Origin of the sequence: Nocardia sp. NBC_00508, assembly GCF_036346875.1 — a bacterium.
Classification (GTDB): domain Bacteria; phylum Actinomycetota; class Actinomycetes; order Mycobacteriales; family Mycobacteriaceae; genus Nocardia.
The window spans coordinates 2,757,951-2,782,579 of record NZ_CP107852.1; the positions used below are offsets into that span (position 1 = coordinate 2,757,951).

The window sequence follows — 24,629 nt, forward strand, 5'->3', positions numbered from 1 at the left end:
GTCAGCCGCTTTCGCTGGCCTACGGTCACGCACGAACTTGCCCGCTTGCTTCCGGGCACAGCGATCCACGATACCCGTGGCCGGGACACAGGGTCAAAGCGGGTCGCGAAGGCAGCGGTCTACCTGGCCAGATTCAAGGTCATTTCCATGAGCTTCTTGGTGGCCTCGCAGGGATCGGGGTGGGCGGAGCCAGGCCGGTAGTTGAGCCACCAGCCGATCACGCCGTTGTCCGGAGCGCTCGCGGTCACACCGCAGGAATCGGGATCGTTCGGACGCCGGATCAGCAGCGCGAGCGCACTCTGGACGGTGACGTTGGTGGTGGTGTAGCCGAGCTTGTTGTTCGTCTGCTTCTCGTTGCTCAGCGTGCCGTTCTCGTACCAGTTGAGCGTGGCCATGCCGTTACCGCCGGGCGCGCCGACCAGATCCCACATGCAGACCGCGCCGAAGAACGAGTCTTGGACGTCGATGCTCTCGCCGATGGCCTTGCCGATCTGCTCCTTGGAGAGGATCTCGCATTCCCGCAGCAGCTTGTCGAGCCTGGTGTTGACCGGCTGACTGCCGCCGACCGGATGCGCCGACCCGGGAACTACTTGGCTACAGCCGCCCGCGGACAACGCGACAGCAATGGCAGCGACGGCGACCGCACTCCAACGGCGCAGACTTCCTCCCACGTTCATCCCCTTACCCCAACCGCTGCAAGGTCAGCTCGGCCAGGGCACGGCTCCGGTCGCAGGGGTTGCCGGTGGCCGTGGAGAAGATCCCGAGGGACGTCGACCACTCGAAGAAGTCCTCGCCGAGTTGCACCGCGAGATCGCAGATCTGCCCGCTCGGGTCCAACGCGGCAAAGCCCTCGCGCCCGCCTACCTTGATCGGGTCGGGAGCGCGACCGTTGACGGTCACCCACGCCCGCTCCCGTTCGATCGGGCTGCCGCGATAGGAAGCGAAAGTGATGCTGGCGGAACCGACTCCGGCCGCCCGCCAATTGCAGCCGACAGCGTTCCGGAACACTCCGGAGATCTGGCCGAGCCCACCGAGGTTGCGCACCTCGTCGTCGGTCACATGCCCACACTCCCCGACGAACGGGCCCAACGCCACCACCTTCGGCGCCGGTCGCGACGGGCCGGTTTCCTCGGACTCCCCGCCCGAACCGCACGCCGCCAGCGCGAGCACCAAGGCGGTCGCGATCACGACCGCCGACTTGATCCGCATGGGAAGAACTCTACCGATTACGCGACCGGGGGACCGTCCGACGAACCCGGGCCCGCCCCTGCTCCGATCGCCGCACCGACCGTTCCGCGAGCGGATCGTCGACCGCCGGGATTGCTCACAAATTGCCGCGGGCGGCTTGTTCGCGTTCGATCGCCTGGAACAGCGCCTTGAAATTCCCCTTGCCGAAGCCGAGGGAGCCGTGACGCTCGATGAGTTCGAAGAAAACGGTGGGCCGATCGGTCAGTGGTCTGGTGAAGATCTGCAATAGATAGCCGTCTTCGTCCCGGTCGACGAGGATGCCGCGACGCTGGAGTTCCCCGACCGGGACGCGGACCCGGCCGATGCGGGCGCGCAATTCGGGGTCTTCGTAGTAGGCGGCGGGTGTCTCCAGGAACTCCACGCCCTCGCGGCGCAGTGCGTCGACGCAGGCGAGGATGTCGCCGGTGGCGAGGGCGATGTGCTGCACGCCGGGACCGCGGTAGAACTCCAGGTACTCGTCGATCTGCGAGCGCTTCTTGCCCACGGCGGGTTCGTTGAGCGGGAACTTCACCCGGTGATTGCCGTTGGCGACGACCTTGCTCATCAGCGCCGAGTACTCGGTGGCGATGTCGTCGCCGACGAACTCGGCCATATTCGTGAAACCCATGACCCGCCGGTAGAACTCGACCCACTCGTCCATCTGCCCGAGTTCCACGTTGCCCACCACATGATCGATCGCCTGGAACAGCCGGGTGGGCGCGCCGTCGCGCCGCTGATAGTGCGAGCGCCGGGCGGCATAGCCGGGCAGGTAGGGCCCGAAATAGCCGGAACGGTCGACCAGCGTGTGCCTGGTCTCGCCATAGGTGGCCAGCGCGGCCGAGCGGACGGTGCCGAAGTCGTCGGTGTCGTCGTGCGGTTCGCTGACGATGGTGGCGCCGTGCGCGCGCGCCCACGCCACACAGCGGTCCACGTCGGGCACCTCGAGCGCGATGTCGACCACGCCGTCGCCGTGCCGATCGTGATGGGCGACCAGCGGGCTGTCCGGGTCCACCGCACCGGTGATCACGAAACGTGCTGCGCCGCTGCGCAAGACGAACGCCTTGTGGTCGCGGTTGCCGGTCTCGGGACCGGAGTACGCCTCCAATCGCATACCGAAGGCGGACTCCAGGAAGTGTGCGGTCTGTGTGGCGTTGCCCACCACCCAGACCAGAGCGTCCCATCCGGTGACCGGGAAGGGATCGCCGCTGTCGTCGTGGTCGACCAGCCCCACGAGTGTGCGCAACTCGCCGTCGCTGGGAACGGCGCCGGACCGGGCGTTCGGCAGGTGCTCGATGGTCATCCTCCAAGGAAATCGCCGAGCCCGCCCAGTAGGCAACAGCCCGAATTCTCGATGGGCAGTGTGGCGAATTCGGCTAGGAAACCGCCTTGGATGCTGGACAATTTGAATAGCAGAAGCAGGACAGGCAGAACTTGCCTGGCACCTAACGCAGGACCTGAACGCACTCCCCGCGTCGCCGACTTGTACGGCCTGAAGACCCGGAGAGGCGGGGGAGCTGCTCGAAACGGAGGCCGTCATGTCGCGCACACCGGCGAAACTCGACGAACTCGACCTCGCCATCCTCACCGCGATGCACGAGTACCAGAAGGCGGGCATTCTCGAACTGTCCCGTCGCACCAAGGTCGCCAGGGCGACGGTGCAATCCCGGATCGCGCGCATGGAGGAATCCGGCGTGATCGCCTCCTACGACCCGCAGATCGACGTCACCGCGGCGGGGTTCGACGTGCTGGCGTTCGTCACGCTGGAGATCGCCCAGGGCGCACTGGACGCGGTGGCCGCCGAACTCGACGCCATCCCCGGCGTGCTGGAGGCGTACGCCACCACCGGCTCGGGCGACGTGGTGTGCCGGATCGGGGCCGACTCGCACGCCGGATTGCAAGCCGTGCTGCTGAGCATCGACCGGACGTCCTCGGTGGTGCGTTCGCACAGCGTCATCGTGCTGTCCACGGTGGTGCGGCGCCGGGCGCTGCCGCTGCTGCGCACGCTGGGTCCGACCGGAACCACGAAGGCGCCCGCCTACCGTCCGGCGCGCGAGCCGTAGCCGAGCCCCGCGTACCCCTCAGGGACGCAGGTCGGCGTGCGCGGCGAGAACTTCCACGCTCCCCTGTTTACCCGCCTCCAAGAAGGCGAGCAGAGCGTGCGCCTCGGCCTCGACGGCCACGCGCTCGGCCTTCGTCCACGACCTGGTCGGACTGATGCGCAGACGGGCCGTCTCGGCGTTCGCGAAGACCTTGTACAGCCCCGCGAGAAACCCGTCGACCAGGATCGGAGACACCTGCGCGGCGAAGGCGCGCAGCGGAGGAGCCGCGCCGTCCGGCACGATCCTGGTCCGATCCTGGTGCGAGAGCAGTGCGTTGTCATACCAACCGAGCAACCGGACCGGAGCGGGGTGGTCCGGGTCGGCCAGTTCGCCGTCGGCCACGTCGTAGAGCGTGCGGCCGCGCTCGTCGGTGTAGGTGCGCACTCGATCGCCGAGTTGTTCGACCGCGTGCTTCATGCCGAGCAACTTCGACCAGGTTTGCATGTCCATGGTGCTGGCCGGGCCGAAGGCGCGCAGATAGCGATAGAGCAGTTCCGCCAGCGGGTACGTCGGGTCCAGCGGAGCACCCAACCACGGTTCGACCCGCGACCAGATCGGCCTGCTGCTGTCCTTCCATTTCCCGCGCGGCGGAGTCTGTAACACCGGCAGCTGATACAGCCAGGTCTGCAGCACCGCCCCTGCGTCGCGGTCCGGGTACAATTCGGCGGCACGGGCGCGCAGGTCCGCCGCGGACATCGGCTCGTCGCCGAGCGCCGCCTCGCCGTGCTTGCGCACCTCGTCCGGATCCAGGCCGACCATGGCGCCGTAGTTGAAACCCTTACGGAAGGGCACTTTTTCGAGTTCGGGCTGCACGTGCGGCGCGATCCGCAGCGCGTCGGCGGGAGTGACCAGGTGAATCGTGCCGCGCATCAGGGTGATGCGGACCAGGGAGCGATCCTCCAGCGCGTCCGACACCGTCATCGGATCGAAATCCGCGAGGCGACTCCACAATCCGACGAACGGCGGCGGCGAATCCTGAGCCTGCAGCCCGACGAGATGGTCACACATCTCCTGCGCGGTCAGGCGCGAGCGCTCCAGCAGATGCTGGCGGGACAGCAGGGTCCGGTTCAGTACCCGGTTGGACAGCTTCATGACGTGTGCGGATCCGTGCGCGTCAACGCAGCGTGACCACGACCTTGCCGGTGGCGGTGCGGTTGTCCAGCGAGGCGATCGCCTCGGCCGCCTTGTCCAGCGGGTAGAGCACCGTCTGCGGCGGCGCGATCTTCCCGGCGGCCAGCAGGGGTTCCACCTCGGCCCACTGCTCGGCCAGATAGCCGGGGTGCGACATCACCCACGCGCCCCACGCGGCGCCGACCACCTCGACGTTGTTCAGCAGCAGCCGGTTGACCTTGACGGTGGGGATCTCGCCTGCGGTGAAGCCGACCACCAGCAGCCGGCCCGACGGCGCGAGCGATCGAATGCTGTCGGTGAAGCGGTCTCCGCCGACCGGGTCGAGCACGATGTCGACGCCGCGACCGCCGGTCAGCTCCTGCACCGCGGCGAGCCAGCCGTCGGTCAGCACCACATCGGTGGCGCCGTTCGCGCGGGCCACCTCGGCCTTCGCTTCCGTGCTCACCACGGCGATCACCCGGCCCGCACCGAACGCGCCGGCCATCCGCAGCGTCGAGGTGCCGATGCCGCCCGCGGCGCCGTGCACCAGGACGGTCTCGCCTTCGGCCATCCTGCCCCGGTTTCGTAGGCAGAAGTGCACGGTCAGGTCGTTGAACAGGATGCCTGCGCCCGCCTCCAGCGAGACGCTGTCCGGCAGCCGGAACACCATCGGCACGGGCACGACGGCCGTCTCTGCCATGGCGTTGCCGAGCAGGGTCAGCGCGATCACTCTGTCGCCCACCCGCACGTGTGCATCCGCGGGGGCTTCCCGCACGATGCCCGCGACCTCGCCGCCGACGACGAAAGGCAGCTCCGGCTTCATCTGGTAGAGACCGCGCGTCATCAGCACGTCCGGGAAGGCGACACCCGCCGAGTGCACATCGATCACGACGCCGCCCGGGTAGGGCGCAGGCTCCGGGATGTCCACGATCTCGACCGCTTCCGGTCCCTCCAGCTTGCTGACCTGGGCTGCGCGCATGTGCTCACCTCTCTGTCGCGCGACGGCATGATCCGCGCCGACGCCATACCGACAACATAACGGGCGCAGCCGGATGACGTCGGTCCGCAGCCCTGCGGCGGGACGAGCGCAGGCTCGGGCGGTGCACTCGGGCCGCGCCTACCAGGGTTATTGATCGCCTCGTGATTCGCGCGCCCGCCTCCGGCCAATCGGTTTCGCCGTACTTCCTGGCGCCGAGTGCTCGCAGGCGGACTATTGAGAAGTACAGACGGCTCGACGCGAGGGTGTGACGTACGCCCCGTAAAGTCGTCACAACAGCACCGCATGAAAAAACGCGGCACACCGTGCAGCGCGAGGAGCACAAGTGTCACTCGATCAGCCACTCGCCCCGCTTCCCCAGGAGGGCATGGGCTTTGCTTCGGCGTGGCCCGTCCGGGCTGGCGATGTGGATCCCTACGACCGATTGCGGTTCGATGCCATCGCCCGCTACCTGCAAGATATCGCCTGGGAAAACCTGCATAAGACGTTCTTCCATCGGACCGACCCGAATTGGATCATCCGGCGGACGGTCATCGACGTCATCCGTCCGATTCTGTGGCCGGACGAGGTGCGGTTGCTGCGGTGGTGCTCGGCGATGTCCACCCGGTGGACCAACATGCGCGTGCGGATCACCAGCGGAAACGGTGGGCTGATCGAGACCGAGGGCTTCTGGATCAATATCAGCGAGTCCACCGGCATGCCCGCGCGGATCAGCGACGAAGGCCTCGCCTACCTGGCCCGCACGGCCACCGAACACCGCCTGCGGTGGCGGCCGTATCTGACCGACGCCACACCGCCGGAGTCGGATACCGACATGCCGTTCCCGGTGCGCGCTACCGATATCGACCAGTACAACCATGTGAACAACGCCTGTTACTGGCAGGCGGTGGAACAATTCCTGGTCGAATATCCCAAGCTCCTCGCGGGGCCGCACCGCGCGGTGATCGAGTACGTGGCACCGGTGCTGGCCCGCCAGCACGTGACCGTGCGCAGCCGGTACGAGCCCGGCGACCGGAGCGGGCAGCCGGTGCTGCGGTTATGGTTCGTGGTCGGCGGAACCACCACCACAGTCGTCCGCATCATGCCACTGCCCGGCTCACCCGCCTCTCCGAGTCTTCAGGCCGTACAGGTCGGGTGACGCACGGGTTGCGTTCAGGTCCTGCGTTTGGTGCCGGTCGAGTTCTGGGCGTACCCGGCGAGTTACCCATGTTCTTGCGAAATCAGTCGTTGCGTAACTGCTGTACCAGCCGGGTGACGCGGGGATCGCGTTCAGGTCGTGCGTTGGGTGCAGTGCAAGGTTCTGGGCGGACCCGACGAGTTACCGGTGTACTTACGAATCAGGCGGCTGGTGGAGGGGCCGCGATGCGCGGGGCCGGTCGGATCTCGGGTGATCCGACCGACCTCGGGCACTGTCAGCCACGGGCCGCTTTGAGAAGGTCTTCCCTGGTGGTGAACTTGACCCGTGGGCGGCCCGCGGTCTTGCCCGCGCTCTTCTCCGCTTGGTCGATCGCCTTCCAGCCCGCTCGGTCGACGAGGTCGGCTCGGCGCTGGGCCAGCAGGGACTTCAGTGCGGCACGGTCGCCCTGTGGCACACCGAGTTTGCCCGCGGTGAAGTCGGCGATGAGCAGCTCCACCGTCTCTTCGGAGTCGGTCCGGTTCGAGCCGATGACGCCGCGTGGACCGCGCTTGATCCAGCCGCTGACGAACACACCCGGCAACGGCGTGCCGTCGTCGCCGATGACCCGGCCGTTCTCGTTGGGCACGACGCCGCGCCGCTCGTCGAACGGCAGCCCGGCGACCGGCTCGCCGCGGTAGCCGATGGATCGCAGCACCATCGTGGCGTCGATGGTCTCGGTGCGGTCGCTCGGCCTGGCCACCAGCTGGCCGTCCACGTCCACCAGCTCGTTGCGCACGAACTCGACCGACTCGACCCGCTCGGTGCCGGTCAGAGCGGTAGGCGAGACCAGGTAGCGGAACACGATGCGCTTGTTGCCCTCCGCGCGGCGACCGGCCGCGTATTCCTTGGCGAGGGTGTACTTCAAGCCCAGCGAAGGCTCTACTTCCGGGTCGTCCAGGATGGTCTGGCTGGCCTCGTCCAGTTCCAGGTCGGCTTCGTCGACGACCACGTCCACGCCCTTCAGGTGAGCGAGGGCGAGGAACTCCGGCGAGGTGTAGGCCGCCTGCAGCGGCCCGCGCCTGCCGAGCACGACGACCTCGCGAATATTGCTCTGCCGCAGGGCATCCAGCGCGTAGTCCGCGATATCGGTCTTGGCGAGTTCGTCGGGGTCGACCGTCAGCACGCGGGCCACGTCCAACGCTACGTTGCCGTTGCCGACGATCACGGCTCGCTCGCCGGACAGGTCGAAGGTCCGGTCGGCGTAGTCGGGGTGGCCGTTGTACCAGGCGACGAATTCGGTGGCGGAGTGGCTGCCGGGCAGGTCCTCGCCGAGGATGCCCATCCGGCGGTCCGTGGATGCGCCGACCGCGTAGATCACGGCATGGTGATGGCCGAGCAGCTCCTCGTGCGAGATGTGCGTACCTACTTCGACGTTGAGGTAGTACTGCAACGTCTCGCGGCGGAACGCGGACTCGAACATGTTCGACACCGTCTTCGTGCCGGGGTGGTCGGGAGCGACGCCCGCCCGGACCAGGCCCCACGGGGTCGGCAGCCGGTCGAACATCTCGATTTCGACATCGGCCCTGCGCAGCAGTTCGTCGGCCGCATAGCAGGCCGCGGGCCCGGCGCCGACGATGGCGACGCGTAGGGTGCCCAGTTCCTTGGGTGGACGCCCGGGACTGATGATCGGATCGAAGTTGGATTCCAATGGATGCCGTTGGAAATAGGCCGCATTGATATCCCGGAATCGCTCCAGCGAGGCGGTCAGATCGTCCTCGGGGAAGATGGCATCCACCGGGCACGCGTCGACACAGGCGCCGCAGTCGATACAGGTGTCGGGGTCGATGTAGAGCATCTCGGTCGTCGCGAACTCCGGCTGGTCCGGCGTGGGACGGATGCAGTCGACCGGGCACTCGGAAACGCAGCTGGCGTCGTTGCAACAACGCTGCGTGATTACGTAGGCCATATTGTGCTGATCCTCGAAGATGTACGTGGACTGTGGCCACCCCGGGGGGTGTGATGTGATGCCGCTTTCAGTTTGCCTCGAGTGTGTTCGAGACCTCTCGCCCGGAGGGCTTACGGTATCCCCATGGTGCGGACTCTGATCCTCATGCGGCACGGCAAGTCGGCCTATCCGGACGGCGTAGGCGATCACGAGCGCCCGCTGGCGCCGCGGGGCCGGCGCGAGGCCGGACTGGCAGGTCAGTGGCTGCTCGAGACCCAGCCGCCGATCGATGCCGTGCGCTGCTCCACCGCCACCCGCACCAGGCAGACACTCACCGCCACCGGGGTCGCCGCGCCGGTAGTTTTCGAGCCGGCGATCTACGAGGCCGCGCCTGCGACGCTCATCGAGCTGATCCAGCTCAGCGACCACGACATTTCGACGCTGCTGGTGATCGGGCACGCGCCGGGCATGCCGTGGACGGCGTGGGAACTGGCGAGTAATCGCGACTGCGCGACTGCGGTCGAACTCAGCAGGAAGTTCCCGACCTCAGCACTCGCGGTACTGCGATTCGAGCGGCCTTGGGCCGACATCGACCCGGCAACCGGGGAGCTGATCCACTTCCATATCCCGCGCTGACCGCGCGTCGGCGACGCGCGATCAGCGCAGTAACTTGCCGCCCACCACAACGACCGCACCCAGGATGACCAGCAGCACGAACGCGGCGAAACCACCGAACAACCACCACACCACGCCGAGGGCCAGCGCGAACGGCGCGACCGCGACAGCGGTGATCACGGGGCTTTCCTTGACCGTCGCCCAAGCCGAACGAGCCCTGATCCGGTCGATGTCCTTTCCAGGCATGTCACCAGGGTAGGCCGGAAGCCGGGACTTTGTCGGTGCGCGGTGGAATGCTCGCCGAATGGATTGGAAAATCGAGCTCGTCGCGATTCCGGTGACCGACGTCGACCGCGCCAAGGACTTCTACACCAAGATCGGCTTCAACGCCGACCACGACCACCGGGTCAACGAGAATCTGCGCTTCGTCCAGCTGACCCCGCCTGGTTCCGGTTGTTCCATCTGTCTCGGCGAGGGCATCACCGAGGCCGCCCCCGGCAGCGTCGAGGGCATCCAGATGGTGGTCGCCAGCGCCGAAGAGGCCTATCAGCAGCTGGTCGCCGCCGGGGTGGACGCCACTCCGGTGCAGGATCTCGGCTGGGGCCTGTTCACCTTCTTTTCCGATCCGGACGGCAACAAGTGGGCCGTCCAGCAACTGCCCGACTACAGCAGCTGACCAGCGCGATCCGTCTCACCGCCCGGGACACACCGACCGGGCGGTGATCAACGCTCCCCCACGGACACCGAGCCCCCGCCGAACACAGCTTGCTTGGAGTGCACTCCAGGTGACTAACGTCGTCGATGTTCAACGGGAAGGGCGAGGACAAGTGAGCGAGCGCCAGCGAGCGAACCGAGAACACAGCGCGCACTCGCGCACGACGGAGCCGAGCGCCAGTGAGGCGACGTCGTGAGCGAGCGCCAGCGAGCGAACCGAGAACACAGCGCGCACTCGCGCACGACGGAGCCGAGCGCCAGTGAGGCGACGTCGTGAGCGAAACCGCACCTCACGCGGACGTGAGCGATCGGGAGCAGCCGCGGTATTCGATCGGCGAAGTGGCCGAGCGGTCCGGACTGAGCCGGGACACGTTGCGCTGGTACGAGCGGATCGGGCTGATGGATTACATCGGCAGGGATCACGCAGGTAAGCGCCGGTTCAGTGATCGCGATCTGGAATGGCTTGTGCTGATCGGCCGGCTGCGCACCACGGGCATGTCGGTGGCGGACATGGTTCGCTACGCCGAGCTGGTGCGCGCGGGGGAATCCACCTTCCCGCAGCGGCTGGAGATGTTCCGGAACACGCGCACCGAGGTACTCGCCAAGATCGATGAACTTCGTCAGACCCTGGCTGTGCTGGATTACAAGATCGCCCTGTACGAGGGCAAAGCCCAAGAGGTCCAGCCGACCGCGGTGTCCGCGCACGACAGCGAAGGGATCAACCTATGAACAGCGATTCGATGGTGGGTGGCGGCCGGGCGGCGGGTGGGTCCCCCACCGCCGCGCTTCCCACCACCACGCTCGGCGCCACCGACATCCAGGTAGGGACGCAGGGTCTGGGCTGTATGGGAATGAGCGAGTTCTACGGGCCCAGCGATCTCACCGAATCCCGGGCGACGTTGGATCGGGCGCTGGAACTGGGTGTCACGCTCTTCGACACCGCCGATGTGTACGGCTTCGGTCACAACGAGAAATTCCTCAGCGATTTCGTCAACGCCGAACGCGACCGGGTGGTGCTCGCGACCAAGTTCGGCATCGTCCGCAAGGCCGACGACCCGGCCTATCGGGGCTTCGACAACTCTCCCGCCTATATCCGGAGCGCGGTGGAGGCCAGCCTGCGCAGGCTCCGGATCGACACCATCGATCTGTACTACATGCACCGCAAAGACCCCCGCGTACCGATCGAGGACACGGTCGGCGCTATGGCGGAATTGGTGCGGGAGGGCAAGGTTCGCGCACTCGGTCTATCCGAGGTGACCGGCGCCGAACTGCGTGCGGCACACGCGGTACACCCGATCGCCGCCGTGCAGTCGGAATGGTCGCTGTTCTCCAGGGACGTCGAAGCGACCGTGGTGCCCGCGGCCGCGGAGCTGGGCGTGCCGTTCGTGCCGTACTCGCCGCTGGGACGTGGCTTCCTCACGGGATCGTTCACCGGCACCGCGGACGCGAAGGATTTCCGCTCCTCGATGCCGCGCTTCTCCGGCGAGAACGCGGCACGCAACGCCGAGCTGCTGGCGCCGTTGCGGACCATCGCCGACTCGCGCGGCAGCACGCTGGCGCAGGTCGCGCTTGCTTGGGTGCACTCACAGAGCAGGCTGCGCGACCTCGCGGTGGTCCCGATTCCGGGCACCCGCAGCCGGACTCGGCTGGCCGACAACGTGGCCGCCGCGACCATTCCGCTGACCGATGACGAGCTGGCGACCTTGGAGCCGATCGCAGGCAAGGTTTCCGGAAACCGATACGCGGATATGTCCTTCACGTCGGCGGGCCGGGAATAACTCACATACGAGACCGGAGACGGATATGTCCACATTGACGCTCAATGTCCGCTTCACTGCCAAGGCGGGGCGGGAGGCGGAGCTGAAGGATCTGCTGCAGGGAATGATCGAACCGACGCTGGCAGAGGAAGGCTGCGTCGCCTACGAGCTGTATCTGCATCCCACCGACCCGCGCCGGGTGGTGTTGCTCGAGGAATGGGTCGACGCGGACGCCCTCGCGACGCACTTCCGGACACCGCACCTGCAGGCCTGTGCGGCGACATTGGAGAACATCCTGGCTGAGCCCTTCGACCTGCGGCGGTTCACCCAGATCGAGTGATCGAGCCGCGGCGGTCCGGCGTCCGTAGCGCTGGACCGTCGCGGTGCTGGGCATCCAGAGGCTGAGTACGCTTTCGCTCGCAGGCACCTGACGGATGATCAGCTGCCTGTCGTCCTCTGGGTAGCCACCGCGACCGGCGCGTTCGATCGCGTCTCGATTCAGCGGGCACCCGGTACGCGCACGGAAGGAGAAGGCGAGCATGACCGAATCGACTCCGGAATCCACGGTCGTCCGCAATGACGAGCGGCATCGCTATGAGGTGTTCCACGGCGGAGAATTGGCGGGCTTCGCCGACTACGAGGAGCGTGCCGACGAGACGGTGTTCACCCACACCGAGATCGACGACGCGTTCTCCGGCAAGGGGCTCGGTTCCATCCTGGCCGAGAACGCGATCGAGGACGCCGTCGGGCGCGACCGCGTGATCCGGCCGCTGTGCCAATTCATCAAGGGGTACCTGGAGAAGCATCCGCAGTACGACGCACACGTGATCGGCAAGGGCGTCGCCCGGTGAGTGAGCGTCAGCGAGCGAACCGGAAGCACAGCGCGCTCTCGCGCACGACGGAGCCGAGCCCCAGCGAGGCGAGGTCGTGAGCGATCTGGATCCGCACCCTGCGGAAACGCTCTGCGAACCGGCACCGGGTCCCGGTCCGACCGTGGAGCTGTACCCGGCGCGCGAGGTGCCGCTCGGCGGTGTGCGCGGCGTCTTCGTCGAACGCGCGCTGCCGCAACGGGATCTGCCGACGGTCGGCGCGTGGTGCTTCCTCGACCACTTCGGTTCACCGACCGTGACCAAGACCGGCGCGCCGCCGGACATCGATCCGCACCCGCACATCGGCCTGCAGACGGTGACCTGGCCGTTCGAGGGCCGTATCCGGCACCGCGACTCGGTCGGATCGGACGTGGAGATCGAGCCGGGTCAGCTGAACCTGATGACCTCGGGGCGCGGCATCGCCCATTCGGAATACGCCGTCCCTGGCGCGCCCGCCGGGCACGGCTTGCAGCTCTGGATCGCGCTGCCGGGCGACCGCACCGGCATCGATCCGCACTTCGAGCAGCATCGGGAACTGCCCGTCCTCGAAGCGCCCGGCCTCAGAGCGATCGTGCTGATCGGCTCACTGGCCGGGGTGACCTCGCCCGCGATCGCCTATACGCCCATCGTCGGCGCGGACGTGCGGGTGGAGCCGGAAGCGGACGTCACCGTCCCGCTGAACACCCATTTCGAACATGCGGTGCTGGTGATCGAGGGCCAGGTGACCGTCGCGGGTAAGGAACTCGGCCCCGGACCACTGCTCTATCTGGGCACCGACCGCGACGAACTGCGGATCACCAGTGCGAGCGGCGCTCATTTCGCGCTGATCGGTGGCGAGCCGTTCGGCGAGGAATTGGTGATGTGGTGGAACTTCGTCGGCCGCAGCCATGAGGGCATCGTCGCGGCCCGGGCGGACTGGGAGAACCGCGACGTCAGCCGGTTCGCCGACATCGCGGGTCATACACCGCAGCAGCGCATTCCCGCACCACCGCTGCCAGGACTGCACCTCAAACCGCGCAAGCGACGGATCGGACCGGCCAGGGCATGACCCCCGGCCGCTGCGTGATTCGGCCCCGATCGCGGAAACGACCGGGGCCGAACACGTTTCGGAATCAGCCGCGCGCCAGCAGCGCGTCCAACGCGCGGTAGCTCGCGTTGAGCCCGACCTCCATACCGGACTGGAGCATCCCGTCCCGCTCCTGGGGCGTGTGGAACTGGCTGTCGGTGACCACCTTGGTGCGGCCGTCGCCGAGGTCGACGAAGCTGACGCTGTCGATCGCCACATGGGCGGGCATGCCGTCCCACTCGAAGGAGTACACGATGCGCTCCTGCGGGGTGACCTCACGGAAACGGCCTTCGAAGCCGTCGGTGCCCTCGTCGGAGTGCTCGACGAAGCGCCAGTGCCCGCCCGGGCGGAACTCCCATCGCTCGATATCGAGCTTGTTACCGCGCCCCCACCACTGGGCGAGCAGTTCGATCTTGCTGTAGGCGTCCCACACCCGCTCGCGCGGCGCGTCGAAAACCCGCTCGATGTGGATCGTGCGGTCGGTGTCGGTCGTGACAACGGCGTCGTTCGTGGTTGTGCTCATGGTTCTTGCTCCGTTCGCTCGAGGAATTCACCGAGACGATCCAGCCGAGCTTCCACCATCCGCCGGTAGCCCTGCATCCAGGCCACTTCGCGGTCGAAGACGTTCTCACCGAGGCGGCAGTACCGCACCCGGCCACGCTTCTCCGTGACCACCATGCCCGCCGCCTCCAGCAACTGGATGTGCTTCTTGACCCCGGTCAGGGTCATCTCGAAGCGCTCGGCCAGCTCACTGACGGTCGCGGGCCCACTGCCGAGTCGCTCCAGGATCCCGCGCCGGGTGGGATCCGCGATCGCCCCGAAGGAGGCATCCAGGAAGTCATACTGAACCATCTAGTTCAGTGTTACCCGGTCCAGGGAGAACGTCAAGGGGGAATGTGCGTCGCGAGTCGGCAACCACGGGATCGAGTCAGTCCGCATCCGCGTAGATCGGCAGCGCTCCCGACGCAGCGGCACGGTCGCCGCCATGCCGCTGGTGCTGCGACCGCCGGAACATCGCGCGGGCAGCCGAAACGAAACAGCCATGCACTCGCGACCGCACTCAGCAGAGCCTGCTGGAACCAACCCCAGCACAGCCGCGAGCACTGAGCGGCGACCCTCTTGCGAAGCGCAACAGCGAATTCCGCGTGAGCACATCGAACGACGCCATGTCCCAACCCCTTCTGATAACGCCCACCGGACGGTATGTTCTTCGGACGAACCGGACACCGGGGGCAGCACACGGAAAGAGCATGATGAGGATTTCGCACTTCACCGCAACGGCACTGATCGCGTTGGCGGCCACCGCGATTACCACGACTGCCGCGCACGCGCAGCCCGCGCCCGACGACGCTCCGCTCAACTTGAGCGGCTCGTTCCACCAGGTCGCCTACCAGGTCGCCGCGTCCGATGACCGGCGCGCGGCCGTGGCCACCATCCACGACGGGACGTTCGAACTCACCCACGACGATCGCGTGGTGACGGTGTCCGACCGGGACGGCAAGATCGTCGCCGCGCTGCCGATGGCATTGCGCATCGGGGAACAGCGCATGGCATTGCGGCCGATAGTCGAGGACGCGGGCCACCGGCTCACCCTCGCACCAACCGGTCTGACCGACGCACCGCTGCGCGACGTCAGCGTGCAGGAGCGATTCTACGCAGAGGCCGAGAAAGCCATGCCTTCGATCCTCACCGGCGCCGGGATCGGCGCGGCCATCGGCTTCGTCCTCGGATTCCCGCTCGGGCTGTTCGTGCTCGACTTCATCACGGTGCCCGCCGCAGCAGTCGCGGGCGCCGCGATCGGCGCGATGGCCGGATTCATCGTCGGCGGCGGGCAGCCCGCCGTCGACGCGGCACTGGAGTACGTGACCGCGCCCTAGTCGACCTGGTCGGCGGAGATCAGCATCTGCGTTCCGATCACGCGCAGCAGGTCCAGTTTCTCGGCCGCGTCCGTGCCGGGGCGCGGGAGGTAGACCAGTAGGCGCTGCGCGGCGTTCGGGGTGAGCAACGTTTCGCACACGGTGTCGATCAGGCCGACCTGCGGATGCAGGATGCGTTTGGTGTCCGAAAGCCGCACCGCCACTTCGTGTTCGTCCCAGAGCCGATCGAACTCGACGCTCATGGAACGCAATTTGCCGATGAACTCGGCGACGTCCGCGTCTCCCGCACGGCGAGCGGCGGTGGCGCGCAGATCGGCCACGTGCTGGCGGCCGAGCCGATCCCAGTCCTCCACCGGGAAGATGGTGCGGGACGGAAGGTCGGTGAACCAGCGGTAGGCGTAGTACCGGTCCCAGCCGCGCCGCTTGCCGTGATCGCCGACGAGCAGCGTGTGCATCCGGTTCTGCACCAGCACCTCGCCGAGATCGGTGACGACGGTGGCGGCCGTGTCGTCCAGCTTCGCGAGCAGGTGCATCAGACCGGGACCGACATGTTTGTCGGCCGGTTCGCGTCCCGGCGGCGTGTGGTCGCACAAATGGTAGAGGTAGTCGCGTTCGTCGCTGGTGAAACGCAGAGCGCGGGCGAGTGCCGCGAGCACTTGGGTGGACGGACGCGGCCCGCGTGATTGCTCCAAACGGGTGTAGTAGTCGGTGGACATACCCGCCAGCAGCGCGACCTCGTCGCGGCGCAGGCCGGGCGTGCGCCGCCGGACGCCGGGCGGCAGCCCCACGTCGGCGGGCGTGAGCTGCTCACGGCGGCGGCGCAGGAAATCGGCGAGCTCGGCGCGGTCCATGTCACCACTGTCCCCCGAAACGGCGGCCTCAGCCAGGGATCGCCGCTCCCCCGATAGACGATCTCTCCCGAACCTGATTTGCGCAGTTCAGGATGGTTCTATGACGACAAGGACGATCCACGAAGTACAGCTCGGGGCGACCGGCCCCACAGTCAGCCGCATCGGCCTCGGCGCGATGGGCATGTCCGGTATGTACGGCGCGGCCGACGACGCCGAGTCGACCGCGACCATCCACGCGGCGCTGGACTCCGGCGTCAACCTGATCGATACCGGCGATTTCTACGGCGCCGGACACAACGAGATGCTGATCGGCAAAGCCATCGCCGAACGCCGGCGTGAGGACGTGGTGCTGAGCGTGAAATTCGGCGCACTGCGCGGCCCCGGCGGCACCTGGGGCGGTGTGGACAACCGCCCGGAGGCGCTGCGCAACTTCCTCGGCTACAGCCTGCAACGGCTCGGCGTCGACTACGTCGACATCTACCGGCCGGGCCGGCTCGACCCGAACGTCGCGATCGAGGACACCGTCGGCGCCATCGCCGAACTGATCGAGGCGGGATACGTGCGCCATGTCGGCTTGTCGGAGGTCGGGGCGGAAAGCATCCGCCGCGCCGCCGCCGTGCATCCGATCTCGGATCTGCAGATCGAATACTCGCTGATCTCGCGCGGTATCGAGGCGGAGATTCTTCCGGTCTGCCGAGAACTCGGCATTGGCATCACCGCCTACGGCGTGCTCTCGCGTGGCCTGCTCAGCGACTCGATCCGGCCCGGTACGGCATTCGACGCCAACGACTTCCGCGCGCACAGCCCGCGCTTCCAGGGCGAGAATCTGGATCGCAATCTCGAACTGGTCCGCGCGCTGGGCGAAATCGCCACGCGCAAGGGCGTCTCGGTGGCGCAACTGGCCATCGCCTGGGTACTGACCCGCGGCGACGACATCGTGCCGGTCATCGGCGCTCGCAAACGCACACGCTGGGCCGAAACCGTAGGTGCGCTAGATATTTCACTCACCGACGACGAACTGTCCGCCATCGAGTCGGCCGTGCCCGCCGACCGAGTCGCCGGAGAGCGCTACGCAACCGCACAGATGGCGCTGCTCGACAGCGAGCGCTGATATCGCTGGACTCCCCACTGCCCGATCACTGGGTAATCTGTTCGCTGCAGAAGGAGGGGAGTCCCGAACCAATGGACGACATCAGCGCCCAGGCGCTCGAAATCAAGCGACTCAACGAACAACTCGCCGCAGTGCGCGGCTCGGCTCGGTCGGTGGACGGCAGCGTCAGCATCGAAACCGACGTCAACGGCCGCATTACCGATCTCTACCTCGCCGACTACGCGATGGAGAACGGTCCGGACCGGCTGGCCGCACTCATCATCGATCGCCACCGAGCCGCAGTGGACAACGCCAACACGGAAGCGACGCGGATCTTCGATGCGCCGGTGGATATCCCGGTGTCGCCAGCCGCCCCCGCAGCGAACGAGCCTGCCCTGCGGTGGACACCGTCCCATCTCAGACGCGACGACACCTACCAGAGCAATCAGTGGCATGAGCCCACTGACTGGGATCGGAGGCGCTGATGTTCAACGTCGATCCAGTCAGAATGCGCGATCTGGCAAAGGATGTACGAACAAACGCGGACGCACTGGCCGCCAAGGCACCGATCGCGCTGGACAGCCGCCAGCAGGTGCGGCCCCAGATGATCGACTCGAACTTTGCCACCAAGATCGAAGAGGTCTTGCAGGCGATGGACACTGTCATCGACTACCACACACGTCGACTTCGCGAATGCTGCGATGAAATCGATAGACAGGCGAGCGCCTACGAGAGTGTCGACCTCCATCGGGCGGCAGATTTGAACAGGAACGGGCGATGAGCGTCGAACTGCTGACGATCACCGCTGTGCTCTCCTGGAATCTCCAGTACGCGAAGGACACAGCGGCGAAGGTGCTCGCTACTGCACAGGGCGTCGATCAGGAGGCTACCGCCGCGGAGAACAAGATCGGCCGCTCCCAGGACTACTTCGACAGCGAGGCCGGAGAAGCAGCGCGCGTACGCGGCCGCAAGGACCGCGACGAAACCTTCAGCACCGCAGATGTGCTCGAAGAGATGGGCAAGATGATCAGCGCGCTGACCGATGACATCGAGGCCGATATCAGAACTATCCGAGAGAAGAAGAAGGAAGTCGAGGATTCCCGCTGGAACCTGTTCATGCAGGAAGACGGCGAGGTGTTGTCCCACGACTCGAACTGGGAGACATCCAAGGAGTACTTCCCGTTCGGCGGTGCCGCCGTTGCCGCGAAAGAGTTGGCGACCACCCTGCTGAGCGGCGCCATACAGGGCGCCCTGCGGAACATCCAGCGCGACGATCAAGAGGGCGCCGAGAAATTCGTCCGTTTGATCGAAAAGCTGCCCAATGCCGTGAAGCAGGGCGTCGCTCTGGTGCCGAATGACCCCGAACTCGCGAAGATACTCACCGATTATCAAACGGATGTGTCCAAAGGTGAGCCCCAACTGTGGCCGCTCGGAACAGAACTCGAAGCTATCCGCCTTCTCAAACCCGACTTCAACCCGTCGCTCATGACATCCGAAGAGATCGATGCGATGAAGCGGTTGCTTGTGAGCAGCCCCATGGGCCCTGCGCACGTCATCGAACAGGTGGAGCTCACGCAATCCGCGAAAGACACCGCGGAGGAACTCTTCCCGAACTCTGTGGCCGATGGCCAAGGTGATGCCTTCCGGCACGCATACTGGAACGCTTTGATGACGCAGCAGTACGGCGAGGATTGGACGAAAGAGTACGCCACGGCGCACGAGAAGAGCGGTGGAAATACACCGCAGCGTGAGGCTATGGACCTGTACAACAACCAGCTCGGTCGCAATGTCGCGCTCGCTCATCCCGATGCATCGCCAGAGGAATTGAAGGACCTGATCCGAAACGAGATCGCCAACGGCAACGCGATAGTCATCGAAAGCAAGAACCCCGACGGCTCGACGAAGCCATCCCAGATAACGTGGAGCAATGCGGTCAGTGAAGCACAAACCGGACCGCCGCCCGGCGTCGGAGTCCCGCTACCAGGAAAGAAGTGACAGCCGATGATCAAGCCCCGACGCATTGCTCCGGTTCTGATCGCGATTGTGGCGATGTCCGCCATCCCCGGTTGTGGATTGCTGCCTCAGTCGAAGCGATCCGATTCCGAAGCGAACTGCGCGAACAGCTACACGATGTCGACGAACGTCGACAACCTCGGTTCGACGAGTGCGTTCACTCGGGAGGCAATGAAAGCGGCAACGGGTACGGAACCCCTCACCCTGGCCGACATCGCACGCACCGCGGGCTGGAGCGATGGCTGGGACCGCATGGTCGACGTTCCGCAAAACATCACGGCCGAAGAACTCAACAGACGAGCAAACACCCCAGCCAACTGCTGGAAAGGTCTTCCCACACCCTACAATAGCGACGGAGACGGCCCGCCCCGTGGCTTGTACCTCTTCCTGAAGGATGACAAGGCCGTTCAGTCAGTGGGCTGGTACTACGGCCACGATCAAGCCTTCGATCTGCGCGGCCAAGATGCGATCTACCCGACCACCGTGCTGACCCCGTCGGCCGGTCAACTCCGCCCAACCCCCTGAACCACGACTCCGGACTCGCTGCACAACCGGACGTCCTTGTCGTCGCAGATATCGCGGGCAGGCGAAGCACTGCTGGCTTGCCCTCGATGCGAAACGCCGCCGCCCACGCGGTAGCCAGGACTCTTCGGTCGGATGGACCTATTCCGCTAGAGAGCATCGACCACGACGACCTGCACGATCACTTGAATCAGCGAAGGCCCAGTTTCGATCAGGTTGTAGAAGAGGGTCACCCACCGATGTCCCACTCGTAGGCATCCGGTATCTCGTCCCCGCCAGCGCGAAACGGGATGGCGCCCTTGGCAAGAGGCAATGGATCGTCAAGCAGGTCGAGCAGAGCCAAACGGACCTTGACGCGAAGCAACTCCGGAAGTTCGTAGATTTGTTGCTCTGCTTTTGGATTGACCTCGATGAGGACCCTACGGTCGGTCAAAGATGTCTTCCCGCTGCAGATCTTCACGAGTCAGGGTACGGAACGCCGCAGGGTTGGTTGCGAATTGCGCCATCCCCTCACGCATCTGCTCTGCGATGCGATTCCTCCCCTGTGACTCACGAAGACGGCGAAGCTCCTCGCGCGCCGCCTTTAGCTGCTGATACTCCCGCAGAGAAACGATGACCTCAACCACGCCGTCTGGACCTGTGATCACACGGTGCGGGTCACCAGCAGGCAGGGGGCTCGCAGGAGGCATAACCCATGATAGTTGATCCAAGTCCGTATCAGCCCGCAACGCATTCGGCCCCCGCTCCGAAACGGAGCGGGGGCCGAATGCTGTCACAGCTGACGGATTACCGGTAGTCGCTGAACCCGTAATCGTCCAGCGGGACCGCGGCACCCGTGGGGGCGCCGAAGCCCTCCGGGCTGTAGTAGGTGTCGTCGTAGGACGGCACCGCGTACGCCGCGGCACGGGCCTCTTCGGTCGGCTGCACCTGGATGTTCCGGTAGCGGTTGATGCCGGTACCGGCCGGGATCAGCTTGCCGATGATCACGTTCTCCTTGAGGCCGATGAGCTTGTCGGAGCGGCAGTTGATCGCCGCGTCCGTCAGGACTCGGGTGGTCTCCTGGAAGGACGCCGCCGACAGCCACGAGTCGGTGGCCAGCGACGCCTTGGTGATACCCATCAGCACCGGGCGACCCGCCGCGGGCTCGTTGCCCTCGGCGACGACGCGGCGGTTGGAGGCCTCGAACTCGGCGCGCTCGGTGAGCGAGCCGGGCAGGAACTCCGTAGCACCGGAATCGATGATCGTCACGCGGCGCAGCATCTGGCGCACAATGACCTCGATGTGCTTGTCGTGGATCGACACACCCTGTGAGCGGTAGACCTCCTGAACTTCGTGGACCAGGTGGACCTGCACCTGACGGGGGCCCATGATACGCAGCACCTCGTGCGGATCCGCCGCGCCTTCCAGCAGCTGCTGGCCGACCTCGACGTGGTCACCGTCCGAGAGCAGACGCTCGGTGCCGTCGTCGTGCTTGAACACGCGCAGCCGCTGCCGCTTCGAGAGCTTGTCGTAGACAACCTCTTCGCCACCGTCATCCGGGATGATGGTGATCTTGTAGAAGCGATCGTCGTCCTCCAGCCGCACGCGGCCGGAGACCTCCGCGATCGGCGCCTTGCCCTTCGGCACGCGCGCCTCGAACAGCTCCTGCACGCGCGGCAGACCACCGGTGATGTCATCACCCGCGACACCACCCTGGTGGAAGGTGCGCATGGTCAGCTGGGTACCGGGCTCACCGATGGACTGCGCGGCGACGATACCGACGGCCTCGCCGATGTCGACCAGCTTGCCGGTCGCCATGGAGCGGCCATAGCAGGTCGCGCAGACGCCGGTGCCGGTGGTGCAGGTCAGCACGGAGCGGACCTTCACCTCGGTGATGCCCGCGTCCAACAGCGCCTCGAGCGCCGGATCGCCGAGGTCGGCGCCCTTCCCCACGATGACGTTGCCCTGCGCGTCGACCGCGTCGGCCGCGAGCGTGCGCGCATAAGTGGAGGTCTCCACGTGCGCGTCGCGGATGATCGAGCCGTCGAGCAGCTTCTCGGCGATCGGCACGACGATGCCGCGCTCGGTGCCGCAGTCGTGCTCGCGCACGATGACGTCCTGCGAGACGTCCACCAGACGACGGGTCAGGTAACCCGAGTCGGCGGTACGAAGCGCGGTGTCGGCCAGACCCTTACGAGCACCGTGGGTGTTGATGAAGTACTCCAGAACCGTCAGGCCCTCACGGAACGAGGACTTGATCGGCCGCGGGATGAACTCACCCTTCGGGTTCGTCACCAGGCCCTTCATACCGGCGAGGGTACGGGTCTGGGTGAAGTTACCCGTGGCGCCCGAGTCGACGATCGTGATGATCGGGTTGTCGGCCGGGTAGTGGGCGCGCAGCGCCTTACCGACCTCCTCGGTCGCCTCCTGCCAGATCTTGACCAGGGCGTTGTTGCGCTCCTGGTGATCGAGCGCACCACGCTGGTACTTCTTCTCGATCTGATCCGACTGCGCCTCGTAGCGCTCCATGATCTCGGCCTTCTCCGGCGGCACGAGCACGTCGGACATGGAGACCGTCACGCCGGAACGCGTGGCCCAGTAGAAGCCGGAATCCTTGAGCTTGTCGACGGTCTGCGCCACCACGATCATCGGGTAGCGCTCGGCGAGATCGTTGATGATCGTCGCCTGACGCTTCTTCGGCATCTGCTCGTTGATGAACGCGTAGTCCGCGGGCAGCAGCTCGTTGAACAGCACCCGGCCCAGCGTGGTCTCGGTGATCCACGCGTCGCCGCGGCGCCAACCCTCCGGGAACAGCTCCGCCTCGACCTCCTTGGGCGGACGCTGGTCGGTCAGCCGGACCTTGATCAGCGAACGCACGGTGAGCTCACCACGGTCCACCGCCATCTGCGCCTCGGCGGGCGAGGAGTACACGCCCTGCTCCGGAGCGGCCTTGGTGGCCGGCTGGTAGGAACCCTTCGCGCCGTCTTCCAGGCGGGTCAGGTAGTACAGGCCGGTCACCATGTCCAGGCGCGGCATGGCCAGCGGACGGCCCGAGGCGGGCGACAGGATGTTGTTCGACGACAGCATCAGGACGCGCGCTTCGGCCTGCGCCTCCGCCGACAGCGGCAGGTGCACGGCCATCTGGTCACCGTCGAAGTCGGCGTTGAACGCCTCACAGACCAGCGGGTGCAGCTGGATGGCCTTGCCTTCCACCAGCTGCGGCTCGAAGGCCTGGATACCGAGGCGGTGCAGGGTGGGCGCGCGGTTGAGCAGCACCGGGTGTTCGGCGATGACCTCTTCGAGGACGTCCCATACCTGCGGCCGCTGCCGCTCCACCATCCGCTTGGCCGACTTGATGTTCTGCGCGTGGTTCAGATCGACCAGACGCTTCATCACGAACGGCTTGAACAGCTCCAGCGCCATCAGCTTGGGCAGACCGCACTGGTGCAGCTTCAGCTGCGGACCGACGACGATGACCGAACGGCCCGAGTAGTCGACGCGCTTACCGAGCAGGTTCTGGCGGAAGCGGCCCTGCTTGCCCTTGAGCAGGTCGGACAGCGACTTGAGCGGACGGTTGCCCGGCCCGGTGACCGGACGGCCGCGGCGGCCGTTGTCGAACAGCGCGTCGACGGACTCCTGCAGCATCCGCTTCTCGTTGTTGACGATGATCTCGGGCGCGCCGAGATCGATCAGTCGCTTGAGGCGGTTGTTGCGGTTGATCACGCGACGGTACAGGTCGTTCAGGTCGGAGGTGGCGAAGCGGCCACCGTCGAGCTGAACCATCGGGCGCAGCTCCGGTGGGATCACCGGAACGGCGTCGAGCACCATGCCCATCGGCGAGTTGCCGTTGGTCTGGAAGGCCGCGACGACCTTGAGCCGCTTGAGCGCGCGCAGCTTCTTCTGGCCCTTGCCGCTGCGGATGGTCTCGCGCAGGTTCTCGGCCTCGGCCTCGATGTCGAAGTTCTGCATCAGCTTCTGGATGGACTCCGCACCCATAGCGCCGGTGAAGTACTCGCCGTAGCGGTCGACCAACTCGCGGTAGAGCACCTCATCGACGATGAGCTGCTTGGGCGCCAGCTTGGTGAAGGTGTTCCAGATCTCCTCCAACCGGTCCAGCTCGCGCTGGGACCGGTCGCGGAGCTGGCGCATCTCGCGCTCGCCGCCGTCCTTGACCTTGCGGCGCACGTCGGACTTGGCGCCTTCGGCCTCCAGCTCGGCCAGGTCGGCCTCGAGCTTCTGGGCGCGGGCCTCGAGGTCGGCGTCGCGCTGGTCGGCGACCGCCTTCTTCTCGACCTCCATCTCGGCTTCGAGCGTGGACAGCTCGTTGTGCCGCAGCTCCTCGTCGACCGCCACGATGACGTAGGCGGCGAAGTAGATGATCTTCTCCAGATCCTTCGGCGCCAGGTCGAGTAGGTAACCCAGGCGCGAGGGCACGCCCTTGAAGTACCAGATGTGCGTGACCGGAGCGGCCAGCTCGATGTGGCCCATCCGCTCGCGGCGCACCTTGGCGCGAGTCACCTCGACGCCACAGCGCTCACAGATGATGCCCTTGAAGCGGACGCGCTTGTACTTGCCGCAGTAGCACTCCCAGTCCCGGGTGGGACCGAAGATCTTCTCGCAGAACAGGCCGTCCTTCTCCGGCTTGAGCGTGCGGTAGTTGATGGTCTCCGGCTTCTTCACCTCGCCGTAGGACCACTGACGGATGTCATCGGCGGTGGCGAGGCCGATCCGGAGTTCATCGAAGAAGTTGACGTCTAGCACGTAACTTCCTTTCCCCTGTG

Annotated in this window: 28 protein-coding genes; 15 read left to right on the plus strand and 13 right to left on the minus strand. The window is 66.3% G+C overall.

Annotation, left to right across the window (positions count from 1 at the left end):
* Positions 1-119: 119 nt before the first annotated feature.
* The 3 genes from OHA40_RS12055 to hppD form a co-directional block, all read right to left on the minus strand.
* On the minus strand, positions 120-677 hold the full coding sequence (locus OHA40_RS12055; RefSeq protein ID WP_330233134.1) for a DUF3558 domain-containing protein: 558 nt from the start codon (positions 675-677) through the stop codon (positions 120-122).
* 4 nt (positions 678-681) lie between these two features.
* Positions 682-1,209 (minus strand): DUF3558 domain-containing protein, encoded by a 528-nt coding sequence (locus OHA40_RS12060; protein WP_330233135.1) that lies wholly within the window; start codon positions 1,207-1,209, stop codon positions 682-684.
* A 115-nt stretch (positions 1,210-1,324) separates the two neighbouring features.
* Positions 1,325-2,527: a 4-hydroxyphenylpyruvate dioxygenase gene (gene hppD, locus OHA40_RS12065; protein ID WP_330233136.1), complete on the minus strand. Its 1,203-nt coding sequence runs from the start codon at positions 2,525-2,527 to the stop codon at positions 1,325-1,327.
* A 235-nt stretch (positions 2,528-2,762) separates the two neighbouring features.
* On the opposite strand from hppD, the gene OHA40_RS12070 reads away from it, so the two are divergent.
* Positions 2,763-3,287, plus strand: a complete 525-nt coding sequence (locus OHA40_RS12070; protein ID WP_330233137.1) for an Lrp/AsnC family transcriptional regulator — start codon at positions 2,763-2,765, stop codon at positions 3,285-3,287.
* Between the two features lie 18 nt (positions 3,288-3,305).
* Here the strand turns inward: OHA40_RS12070 and OHA40_RS12075 are convergent, their stop codons facing one another.
* On the minus strand, positions 3,306-4,418 hold the full coding sequence (locus OHA40_RS12075; protein WP_330233138.1) for a winged helix DNA-binding domain-containing protein: 1,113 nt from the start codon (positions 4,416-4,418) through the stop codon (positions 3,306-3,308).
* 22 nt (positions 4,419-4,440) lie between these two features.
* A complete protein-coding gene (locus tag OHA40_RS12080; protein WP_330233139.1) occupies positions 4,441-5,415 on the minus strand; it encodes an NADPH:quinone oxidoreductase family protein in 975 nt (324 codons plus the stop codon).
* 343 nt (positions 5,416-5,758) lie between these two features.
* Here OHA40_RS12080 and OHA40_RS12085 point away from each other — a divergent pair, with 343 nt between their 5' ends.
* Positions 5,759-6,571: an acyl-[acyl-carrier-protein] thioesterase gene (locus OHA40_RS12085; RefSeq protein ID WP_330233140.1), complete on the plus strand. Its 813-nt coding sequence runs from the start codon at positions 5,759-5,761 to the stop codon at positions 6,569-6,571.
* Between the two features lie 274 nt (positions 6,572-6,845).
* On the opposite strand, the gene OHA40_RS12090 is transcribed toward OHA40_RS12085, so the two are convergent.
* Complete coding sequence (locus OHA40_RS12090; protein WP_330233141.1) at positions 6,846-8,516, minus strand: FAD-dependent oxidoreductase; 1,671 nt, start codon at positions 8,514-8,516, stop codon at positions 6,846-6,848.
* Positions 8,517-8,639: 123 nt separating this feature from the next.
* On the opposite strand from OHA40_RS12090, the gene OHA40_RS12095 reads away from it, so the two are divergent.
* A complete protein-coding gene (locus OHA40_RS12095) occupies positions 8,640-9,131 on the plus strand; it encodes a SixA phosphatase family protein (protein WP_330233142.1) in 492 nt (163 codons plus the stop codon).
* Positions 9,132-9,152: 21 nt separating this feature from the next.
* On the opposite strand, the gene OHA40_RS12100 is transcribed toward OHA40_RS12095, so the two are convergent.
* Positions 9,153-9,356 carry a hypothetical protein gene (locus OHA40_RS12100; RefSeq protein ID WP_330233143.1) on the minus strand — a complete coding sequence of 68 codons (204 nt, stop codon included), beginning with the start codon at positions 9,354-9,356 and terminating at the stop codon, positions 9,153-9,155.
* Positions 9,357-9,414: 58 nt separating this feature from the next.
* Between OHA40_RS12100 and OHA40_RS12105 the strand changes: the two genes are divergently transcribed.
* The 6 genes from OHA40_RS12105 to OHA40_RS12130 all read left to right on the plus strand — a co-directional run bounded on the left by OHA40_RS12105 (position 9,415) and on the right by OHA40_RS12130 (position 13,498).
* A complete protein-coding gene (locus OHA40_RS12105) occupies positions 9,415-9,786 on the plus strand; it encodes a glyoxalase superfamily protein (RefSeq protein WP_330233144.1) in 372 nt (123 codons plus the stop codon).
* 311 nt (positions 9,787-10,097) lie between these two features.
* Positions 10,098-10,553 (plus strand): MerR family transcriptional regulator, encoded by a 456-nt coding sequence (locus OHA40_RS12110; RefSeq protein ID WP_330233145.1) that lies wholly within the window; start codon positions 10,098-10,100, stop codon positions 10,551-10,553.
* Positions 10,550-11,602 (plus strand): aldo/keto reductase, encoded by a 1,053-nt coding sequence (locus OHA40_RS12115; protein WP_330233146.1) that lies wholly within the window; start codon positions 10,550-10,552, stop codon positions 11,600-11,602. The genes OHA40_RS12110 and OHA40_RS12115 overlap by 4 nt, the downstream gene beginning before the upstream one ends.
* 25 nt (positions 11,603-11,627) lie before the next feature.
* Positions 11,628-11,921: a putative quinol monooxygenase gene (locus tag OHA40_RS12120; RefSeq protein ID WP_330233147.1), complete on the plus strand. Its 294-nt coding sequence runs from the start codon at positions 11,628-11,630 to the stop codon at positions 11,919-11,921.
* A gap of 199 nt (positions 11,922-12,120) precedes the next feature.
* Positions 12,121-12,432: a GNAT family N-acetyltransferase gene (locus tag OHA40_RS12125; protein WP_330233148.1), complete on the plus strand. Its 312-nt coding sequence runs from the start codon at positions 12,121-12,123 to the stop codon at positions 12,430-12,432.
* Between the two features lie 76 nt (positions 12,433-12,508).
* A complete protein-coding gene (locus OHA40_RS12130; RefSeq protein WP_330233149.1) occupies positions 12,509-13,498 on the plus strand; it encodes a pirin family protein in 990 nt (329 codons plus the stop codon).
* Between the two features lie 64 nt (positions 13,499-13,562).
* Here the strand turns inward: OHA40_RS12130 and OHA40_RS12135 are convergent, their stop codons facing one another.
* Together OHA40_RS12135 and OHA40_RS12140 are read right to left on the minus strand one after the other, a co-directional pair.
* A complete protein-coding gene (locus OHA40_RS12135) occupies positions 13,563-14,039 on the minus strand; it encodes an SRPBCC family protein (protein ID WP_330233150.1) in 477 nt (158 codons plus the stop codon).
* Positions 14,036-14,368 carry an ArsR/SmtB family transcription factor gene (locus OHA40_RS12140; RefSeq protein WP_330233151.1) on the minus strand — a complete coding sequence of 111 codons (333 nt, stop codon included), beginning with the start codon at positions 14,366-14,368 and terminating at the stop codon, positions 14,036-14,038. Before OHA40_RS12140 ends, OHA40_RS12135 begins: the two co-directional genes overlap by 4 nt.
* A gap of 398 nt (positions 14,369-14,766) precedes the next feature.
* On the opposite strand from OHA40_RS12140, the gene OHA40_RS12145 reads away from it, so the two are divergent.
* A complete protein-coding gene (locus OHA40_RS12145) occupies positions 14,767-15,393 on the plus strand; it encodes a hypothetical protein (protein WP_330233152.1) in 627 nt (208 codons plus the stop codon).
* Here the strand turns inward: OHA40_RS12145 and OHA40_RS12150 are convergent.
* Positions 15,390-16,244: a helix-turn-helix transcriptional regulator gene (locus OHA40_RS12150; RefSeq protein WP_330233153.1), complete on the minus strand. Its 855-nt coding sequence runs from the start codon at positions 16,242-16,244 to the stop codon at positions 15,390-15,392. The genes OHA40_RS12145 and OHA40_RS12150 overlap by 4 nt on opposite strands.
* 100 nt (positions 16,245-16,344) lie before the next feature.
* Between OHA40_RS12150 and OHA40_RS12155 the strand changes: the two genes are divergently transcribed.
* The 5 genes from OHA40_RS12155 (at position 16,345) to OHA40_RS12175 (ending at position 19,872) form a co-directional block, all read left to right on the plus strand.
* Complete coding sequence (locus OHA40_RS12155) at positions 16,345-17,355, plus strand: aldo/keto reductase (RefSeq protein WP_330233154.1); 1,011 nt, start codon at positions 16,345-16,347, stop codon at positions 17,353-17,355.
* 71 nt (positions 17,356-17,426) lie between these two features.
* Entirely contained in the window at positions 17,427-17,819 is a 393-nt protein-coding gene (locus OHA40_RS12160; RefSeq protein WP_330233155.1) for a YbaB/EbfC family nucleoid-associated protein, read from the plus strand.
* Complete coding sequence (locus OHA40_RS12165) at positions 17,819-18,115, plus strand: type VII secretion target (protein WP_330233156.1); 297 nt, start codon at positions 17,819-17,821, stop codon at positions 18,113-18,115. The genes OHA40_RS12160 and OHA40_RS12165 overlap by 1 nt, the downstream gene beginning before the upstream one ends.
* The gene (locus tag OHA40_RS12170) at positions 18,112-19,329 is read left to right on the plus strand and encodes a DUF6973 domain-containing protein (protein ID WP_330233157.1); all 1,218 of its coding nucleotides are present in this window, start codon (positions 18,112-18,114) and stop codon (positions 19,327-19,329) included. The genes OHA40_RS12165 and OHA40_RS12170 overlap by 4 nt, the downstream gene beginning before the upstream one ends.
* A 6-nt stretch (positions 19,330-19,335) precedes the next feature.
* Positions 19,336-19,872 carry a hypothetical protein gene (locus OHA40_RS12175; protein ID WP_330233158.1) on the plus strand — a complete coding sequence of 179 codons (537 nt, stop codon included), beginning with the start codon at positions 19,336-19,338 and terminating at the stop codon, positions 19,870-19,872.
* A gap of 226 nt (positions 19,873-20,098) precedes the next feature.
* Here OHA40_RS12175 and OHA40_RS12180 read toward each other — a convergent pair whose 3' ends face one another.
* The 3 genes from OHA40_RS12180 to OHA40_RS12190 form a co-directional block, all read right to left on the minus strand.
* The gene (locus tag OHA40_RS12180; RefSeq protein WP_330233159.1) at positions 20,099-20,302 is read right to left on the minus strand and encodes a hypothetical protein; all 204 of its coding nucleotides are present in this window, start codon (positions 20,300-20,302) and stop codon (positions 20,099-20,101) included.
* Positions 20,289-20,495 carry a hypothetical protein gene (locus OHA40_RS12185; RefSeq protein WP_330233160.1) on the minus strand — a complete coding sequence of 69 codons (207 nt, stop codon included), beginning with the start codon at positions 20,493-20,495 and terminating at the stop codon, positions 20,289-20,291. The genes OHA40_RS12180 and OHA40_RS12185 overlap by 14 nt, the downstream gene beginning before the upstream one ends.
* A 160-nt stretch (positions 20,496-20,655) precedes the next feature.
* Positions 20,656-24,609, minus strand: coding sequence for a DNA-directed RNA polymerase subunit beta' (locus OHA40_RS12190; protein ID WP_330233161.1), 3,954 nt, complete (start codon positions 24,607-24,609; stop codon positions 20,656-20,658).
* Between the last annotated feature and the right edge of the window lie 20 nt (positions 24,610-24,629).

Bases quoted from the DNA above. Each gene is read 5' to 3' on its own strand.
- OHA40_RS12055 (WP_330233134.1), bottom strand. From the start codon at position 677: ATGAACGTGGGAGGAAGTCTGCGCCGTTGGAGTGCGGTCGCCGTCGCT.
- OHA40_RS12060 (WP_330233135.1), bottom strand. From the start codon at position 1,209: ATGCGGATCAAGTCGGCGGTCGTGATCGCGACCGCCTTGGTGCTCGCG.
- hppD (WP_330233136.1), bottom strand. From the start codon at position 2,527: ATGACCATCGAGCACCTGCCGAACGCCCGGTCCGGCGCCGTTCCCAGC.
- OHA40_RS12070 (WP_330233137.1), top strand. From the start codon at position 2,763: ATGTCGCGCACACCGGCGAAACTCGACGAACTCGACCTCGCCATCCTC.
- OHA40_RS12075 (WP_330233138.1), bottom strand. From the start codon at position 4,418: ATGAAGCTGTCCAACCGGGTACTGAACCGGACCCTGCTGTCCCGCCAG.
- OHA40_RS12080 (WP_330233139.1), bottom strand. From the start codon at position 5,415: ATGCGCGCAGCCCAGGTCAGCAAGCTGGAGGGACCGGAAGCGGTCGAG.
- OHA40_RS12090 (WP_330233141.1), bottom strand. From the start codon at position 8,516: ATGGCCTACGTAATCACGCAGCGTTGTTGCAACGACGCCAGCTGCGTT.
- OHA40_RS12095 (WP_330233142.1), top strand. From the start codon at position 8,640: ATGGTGCGGACTCTGATCCTCATGCGGCACGGCAAGTCGGCCTATCCG.
- OHA40_RS12100 (WP_330233143.1), bottom strand. From the start codon at position 9,356: ATGCCTGGAAAGGACATCGACCGGATCAGGGCTCGTTCGGCTTGGGCG.
- OHA40_RS12105 (WP_330233144.1), top strand. From the start codon at position 9,415: ATGGATTGGAAAATCGAGCTCGTCGCGATTCCGGTGACCGACGTCGAC.
- OHA40_RS12115 (WP_330233146.1), top strand. From the start codon at position 10,550: ATGAACAGCGATTCGATGGTGGGTGGCGGCCGGGCGGCGGGTGGGTCC.
- OHA40_RS12120 (WP_330233147.1), top strand. From the start codon at position 11,628: ATGTCCACATTGACGCTCAATGTCCGCTTCACTGCCAAGGCGGGGCGG.
- OHA40_RS12125 (WP_330233148.1), top strand. From the start codon at position 12,121: ATGACCGAATCGACTCCGGAATCCACGGTCGTCCGCAATGACGAGCGG.
- OHA40_RS12135 (WP_330233150.1), bottom strand. From the start codon at position 14,039: ATGAGCACAACCACGAACGACGCCGTTGTCACGACCGACACCGACCGC.
- OHA40_RS12140 (WP_330233151.1), bottom strand. From the start codon at position 14,368: ATGGTTCAGTATGACTTCCTGGATGCCTCCTTCGGGGCGATCGCGGAT.
- OHA40_RS12145 (WP_330233152.1), top strand. From the start codon at position 14,767: ATGATGAGGATTTCGCACTTCACCGCAACGGCACTGATCGCGTTGGCG.
- OHA40_RS12150 (WP_330233153.1), bottom strand. From the start codon at position 16,244: ATGGACCGCGCCGAGCTCGCCGATTTCCTGCGCCGCCGCCGTGAGCAG.
- OHA40_RS12155 (WP_330233154.1), top strand. From the start codon at position 16,345: ATGACGACAAGGACGATCCACGAAGTACAGCTCGGGGCGACCGGCCCC.
- OHA40_RS12160 (WP_330233155.1), top strand. From the start codon at position 17,427: ATGGACGACATCAGCGCCCAGGCGCTCGAAATCAAGCGACTCAACGAA.
- OHA40_RS12165 (WP_330233156.1), top strand. From the start codon at position 17,819: ATGTTCAACGTCGATCCAGTCAGAATGCGCGATCTGGCAAAGGATGTA.
- OHA40_RS12170 (WP_330233157.1), top strand. From the start codon at position 18,112: ATGAGCGTCGAACTGCTGACGATCACCGCTGTGCTCTCCTGGAATCTC.
- OHA40_RS12175 (WP_330233158.1), top strand. From the start codon at position 19,336: ATGATCAAGCCCCGACGCATTGCTCCGGTTCTGATCGCGATTGTGGCG.